Origin of the sequence: Streptomyces sp. STR69, from assembly GCF_024519455.1 — a bacterium.
GTDB lineage: Bacteria > Actinomycetota > Actinomycetes > Streptomycetales > Streptomycetaceae > Streptomyces.
The window spans coordinates 17,094-22,592 of sequence record NZ_JALJRY010000018.1; the positions used below are offsets into that span (position 1 = coordinate 17,094).

Genomic DNA, 5,499 nt, shown 5'->3' on the forward strand with positions numbered 1-5,499 from the left:
CTCAGGAGAAGCCTCAGAAGTCATCGCCCGTCACTCCGGCCCCACCCTGCGATCAAGTTTCCGCAACCGTGGCGGGAAGCAGTGACGGATCATCAGAGGGAAGGCGAACCCTATGCCCGACGGCGTATCGAACGGCCAGCAGTCATCAGAGAGCTCGACCCGCAATGGGGTCCAGGCTCTGGAGACGGCGTTCAGCGGCATCCAGAACTCGAAGCAGGACGTCGAGAACACGAGGTTCAACCTCGCCTCGGGATACCAGGGCAGCGACGGCGGCAAGTACGGCGGCCTGATCAGCCAGTGGGAGGACCAGTGCGACATCGTGCTGAAGAACCTCAAGGACGTCATCGAGGGGCTGAACCAGAGCCTCGTGCAGCACGGCAAGCAGCAGGGCTCGTCGAACGACTCCATCGACCAGGCGTACAACCAGGCCCAGTCGGTGTTCGACACGCTCAGCGGCTGACGCTTCACCCGGCTCCGCCTGGGCACCCCGGGTGACCCAGGACATTTCCGCACCCCTGATGACCGTTGTGAGAAGAGGACTCGAATGGCCGACAACCTGACCGACGGTTTCATCTACGTCGACTACTCCCACATGGACAACGCGGCCGATGACCTGGTCAGCCAGACCAAGGCGATCGCCAACACGCTGTCCTCCCTGGAGTTGGAGCTCAACGAACTCTCCAAGACGTGGTACGGCTCGGACGCCGACATGTACCGGCAGAAGCAGCAGGCCTGGGACAACGCTGTCAAGGCCATGGAGCAGTTGCTCAGCACGCACGCCACGCTGCTCAACGACGTCTCCGGCAACTACCGCTACAGCGAGCAGTCCCTCGCCCAGATGTGGTCGGACATCCCCATCGGCAGGTGAACCGGTGACCGGTCGGGCGCGGCGCCTTCGCCCGCCCGGCCCGGCACGCCGGAACGGCACAGCGAACTGACGGCGACAACGCGCCTCTCGGGAGGGGACCACCGTGGCAGACGTGACCCGGATGGACAGTGCGTGGCTACAGAACTTCCTCACCAACAACATCGAGCCGTTCAGCAAGGCGATCGACACCATCGAGAACGTCGACGACCCGTCGCCGAGCCTGGGGACCGTCATCGGCGGGAAGGTCACCGACACCTCCCGCCCGCAGAACAAGCCGCTCGCCATCGGAAAGATGGCCGTGGACGACTCCGTGCAGGGCCTCAGCCTGAACAAGGCGGTGGCGTCCGCGGCGCAGTCGATCATCACCATCTACGAGGACCAGGCGGACCTCTTCTCCAACATCCACGACGACATCAAGACCACCATCGACACCCTCCTCACGACACAGAACACCAACCTGACCCAGATCGAGGGGAAGGACTTCCTGGACGTGTTCTCCAACGTCGACGGTGACCTCAGCGGATCAAGCGGGACCAGCGGCTCCGGTTCCGGCTCCTGAGGTCCGTCCGCTCGTACTCGGCCATCGCATCCATCGGACGGAGATCCCCCCATGCCGGTGTCACCACTCGACGACACCAACGACAACTGGTACACCGCCGTCCAGTTGTTCACCGGTTATCCGCTGCCCAAGCGGAGCACCGTGTTCGACACCTTGAAAGGGAACAATGAAATCCCTCTCATGAAGGTGGAGATCTCCAAGAAGAACATGGAGGCGGTGGATCCGCACGACCTCCACTGGATCGTCGAGAACGCCGGCTGGCGCATCGAGAACACCGACTTCGTCATCCCCTTCTACATCGCGGGGGGAAACGGCGCTCAGGACGACGTGTCGATGCACAAGGCCCGCATCACCCTGCTCGGCACCAACGGTCACGACGTCCCGGCCGGCGGCATCGACATGGGCGGAAAGTTCGCCAGCAGCTACAAACTCGGTGACTCACCGACCAGTTGGGACTCCGCACCCTGGACCCAGTACGCCTACGGCGGCGGCCTCGCCCTGATGCGGCTGATGGACACGCCGAACACCACCAAGGACTTCAGCTGGAACAACCTGCTGGTCGATCAGAAGGACGCCGTCGACCTCGGTTCCTTCACCAGCGCCGCCGACGCCTTCGACCGCTCCGCGCTGTTCTTCAAGAACCAGCTCGACCAGCTCCAGACCTGGGAGAACGCGCTGGGCAAGGAGGACTCCTCGTGGCGCGGAAACGCGGCGGGTCTGTTCTGGGACCTCGTCCACATCCTCCGCAAGAAGTACGAGGCCTACGACAAGAAGCTGCGCCCCGGCGGCGGCGCGACGTCCGCGCACGGGGACGCCCTGCGGCAGGCGCGGCAGGACTTCATGAACGCGGCGGGCGACCTCTACAACGCCTGGAACTCCTGGCAGTTGCAGATGGGCAATCCACTGCGGTGGCTGTACGACGACCTTGCGGACATCGCCAACTGGGTGTGGGACAACAACATCACCCACATCAACCATGAGTTCAACTACACGGCCGAAAGCTATTCGGACTCGTACTCCACCGACGCCGGGTTCCTGCAGGACCTCAACGCCCCGCGTACCGGTCCGCTCGGGCGGCTGGACGACATCGGCACCTGGAAGAAGGTCGGCGAACACGCCGTAGGACAGTGGCAGCAGTCGATCCGGGACAACCTCGAAACGCCCGCCTCGCATGCAATGACGGTGATCTACAACAGTTGGGGAAGCTTCAAGTTCCCTGAGGTGAAGTCGACGGGCGACGAGACCCTGAAGGACTTCTACGCGCAGGAGCAGTCGGACCTCGCGCAGGAGAAGGCCGACGCGGCGGCGGCCAAGGCCGCGGCCGACGCCAAGGCCGCGCAGGACAAGTACGACAAGGACAAGGCCGACGCCGACGCCAAGGCCGCCAAGGACAAAGCCGACGCGGACGCCAAGGAGGCCGCCGCCGAGGCGAAGTACGACAAGGACAAGCAGGACGCCGACGCGAAGGCGGCCAAGGACAAAGCCGACGCGGACGCGAAGGAGGCGGCTGCCACCGCCAAGTACGACAAGGACAAGGCCGACGCCGACGCCAAAGCGGCGAAGGACAAGGCCGACGCGGACGCGAAGGAAGCCGCCGCCGAGGCGAAGTACGACAAGGACAAGCAGGACGCGGAGGCCCAGGCCGCCAAGGACAAGGCCGACGCGGACGCCAAGGAAGCCGCCGCGCAGGCGCAGTACGACAAGGACAAGAAGGAAGCGCTGAACCTGTCGTCGGGTCTCAACACGGACACCGGCACGCCGACCCCGGAGCAGGTGGGCTACAGATCCACCATGCCGCTGAACTCCAATGACTCCAGCAGCTCCTCGGTGACGAACCCGGACGGCAGCACCTCCCTGCTCAACCCCGACGGCTCGGTCACCACGACCTTCCCGGACGGCAGTACCACGACCGTCGACCCGAACGCGGGCATCTCGACGGTGACCCTGCCGGACGGTTCGACCATCACCGCGCCGCTGAACCCCGGTGACACCGGCACCTCCTCGGTGACGAACCCGAACGGTTCCACGTCCACGCTCAACCCGGACGGCTCGGTCACGACGAAGTTCCCGGACGGCAGTACCACCACCGTCGACCCGAACGCCGGTACGTCCACGGTGACGTTGCCGAACGGCACCTCGGTCACCTCCCCGCTGAACGGCGGCGGTACCGTCGTCGGCCCGGACGGCAGCACCTCCGTGGTGAACAGCGACGGTTCGGTGACCACGACGTATCCGGACGGCAGTGTCAGGACGGTCGACCCGACCGCCGGCACCTCCACGCTGACCCTGCCGGACGGCACCTCGGTGACCACTCCGCTGAACCCGGGCGGTTCGGTGGTGAGCCCCGACGGCAGCACGACGACGCTCAACCCGGGCGGCACCGTGACGACCACGTACCCCGACGGCAGCTCGATGACCATCGACCCGAACGCCGGTACGTCGACCATCACCCAGCCCGACGGCACGTCCGTCACCAGCCCGCTCAACCCGGCGCAGACGAGCCCCACGCTCACCGAACCGACGCTGACGACCCCGACGCTGCCGGACACCACGGTGACGACCCCGGTCAACGACCCGACTGCCAACCCGACGGTGACGATTCCCAGTCCCACGGTGACGACCCCCACGGTGACCATCCCGCCGGCCACCGTCCATTCGCTCAACCCGGTCGCCACCACGTCCGTACCGACGCTGACGACACCCTCGTTGTCGTCCGGCACCGGTGTCGGCGGCGGCATCGGTTCCTCGACCACGCTGAACGGTGGCGTATCGACGTCCAGCGATCCCGGCTACGACGACTACGAGTACCAGTCGCCCTACTCCCCGGCCACCCTCACCCCCCCCGCCACGGCGACCGCCGCCGCGGCGAGCAGCGGCACGCCGCTGAACTCCGGTGGCTTCCCTCCCATGTCCGGGGGCACGGGCGGTGCGGGCTCCGGGTCCGGGTCGGGGTCCGGCGAGCGGGTGCGCAACGTGATGGACGAGACCGGGGTCACCACCCGGGGCGCCGGCAACCGCCGTGGGCGGGCCGCCACCCGCGCCGCGCAGCGGGTCGAGGACGAAGAGGAGGCCCTGGTGCCCGGCTTCGGCAGGGGCACGGCCACGACGAGCGGGGGCATGCCGTACCTGCCCGGCGCCGGCGGCGGGCCCGGACAGACCCAGACCCAGAGCAGCGACCGTGAGCGCGGCTCGTGGGCCGAGGAGGACGACGACGTCTGGGGTACGGACGAAGGAGGCGCACCGGCGGTGATCGGTCGATGAGGGAATCCATGGAGGAGCGGATCGCCAAGGCGACCGCGGAGTTGCGGGCGACCGAGGCGGCGGTCGCCCGGACCGAGGCGGAGCTGCGGCACGCCTCGGTGACGGTGGTGGCCCGGGACCGCTCGGTGAAGGTCACGGTGGGCCCCCAGGGCGAGCTAACCGGTCTGGAGTTCCTGGACGGCAGGTACGGGAATCAGGAGGCCAAGCAACTGGCCGCCGCGATCCTGGAAGCGGCCGACCGGGGCCGCGCCCAGATGGCCCAGCAGGTGGTGGAGGCGTTCGAGCCGCTGGCCCGGTCCATCCCCCCGGTGCCGGGTGCCGACGGCTCCTCCGCCGACTGGGAGCGAATCTTCGGGTCCCTGTTCTCCGGCGGAGCGGCGGACCCCGGACCGTACCGCTCGCGCGGCGACCGGCTGCGCGACGAGATCGACGAGGACGCGGAGGCGGAACGTGGCAGGTGACAAGTACACGGCGGACACGTCCCGGTTGCGGGCGGCTTCGGAGAACATCAAGTACATAGGCGACTTCGCCGGCAGCCTCAACGAGACCTTCAACTCCCAGCGCAGGCCGACCGACCAGTGGCCGGGGATCAACGACGAGTACGCCCTGCAGGCAGGCCAGACGTACCGGCAGAACGTCAACGACGTCCTCGACATCGGCACCGCGATCTTCGGAGCGATCGCGGGGATCGCCAAGGGAACGCTCGACAGCACCGCGCAGATCACCGGTACCCAGGGCTACGCGCTGGACAGCATCGCGCAGGTCGCGGCACAGACCTCGGACGAGTCGACCGGCGGCGGAAAGCACTGAG

The 5,499-nt window shown here is 67.2% G+C and carries 6 protein-coding genes; all 6 read left to right on the forward strand.

Features of this window, described 5'->3' with window-relative positions; genetic code table 11:
• Positions 1-112: 112 nt before the first annotated feature.
• The 6 genes from OC490_RS30205 (at position 113) to OC490_RS30230 (ending at position 5,498) form a co-directional block, all read left to right on the forward strand.
• Positions 113-460, forward strand: coding sequence for a hypothetical protein (locus tag OC490_RS30205; protein WP_262061188.1), 348 nt, complete (start codon positions 113-115; stop codon positions 458-460).
• Positions 461-544: 84 nt separating this feature from the next.
• Entirely contained in the window at positions 545-868 is a 324-nt protein-coding gene (locus tag OC490_RS30210) for a WXG100 family type VII secretion target (protein ID WP_262061189.1), read from the forward strand.
• Between the two features lie 103 nt (positions 869-971).
• The gene (locus tag OC490_RS30215) at positions 972-1,427 is read left to right on the forward strand and encodes a type VII secretion system-associated protein (protein ID WP_262061190.1); all 456 of its coding nucleotides are present in this window, start codon (positions 972-974) and stop codon (positions 1,425-1,427) included.
• Between the two features lie 51 nt (positions 1,428-1,478).
• The gene (locus OC490_RS30220; RefSeq protein ID WP_262061191.1) at positions 1,479-4,688 is read left to right on the forward strand and encodes an AAWKG family protein; all 3,210 of its coding nucleotides are present in this window, start codon (positions 1,479-1,481) and stop codon (positions 4,686-4,688) included.
• Entirely contained in the window at positions 4,685-5,149 is a 465-nt protein-coding gene (locus OC490_RS30225; protein WP_262061192.1) for a YbaB/EbfC family nucleoid-associated protein, read from the forward strand. The genes OC490_RS30220 and OC490_RS30225 overlap by 4 nt, the downstream gene beginning before the upstream one ends.
• On the forward strand, positions 5,139-5,498 hold the full coding sequence (locus OC490_RS30230; RefSeq protein WP_262061193.1) for a hypothetical protein: 360 nt from the start codon (positions 5,139-5,141) through the stop codon (positions 5,496-5,498). The genes OC490_RS30225 and OC490_RS30230 overlap by 11 nt, the downstream gene beginning before the upstream one ends.
• Position 5,499: the final 1 nt, after the last annotated feature.

Coding starts and splice junctions, on each gene's coding strand:
- OC490_RS30205 (WP_262061188.1), top strand. CDS start 113: ATGCCCGACGGCGTATCGAACGGCCAGCAGTCATCAGAGAGCTCGACC.
- OC490_RS30210 (WP_262061189.1), top strand. CDS start 545: ATGGCCGACAACCTGACCGACGGTTTCATCTACGTCGACTACTCCCAC.
- OC490_RS30220 (WP_262061191.1), top strand. CDS start 1,479: ATGCCGGTGTCACCACTCGACGACACCAACGACAACTGGTACACCGCC.
- OC490_RS30225 (WP_262061192.1), top strand. CDS start 4,685: ATGAGGGAATCCATGGAGGAGCGGATCGCCAAGGCGACCGCGGAGTTG.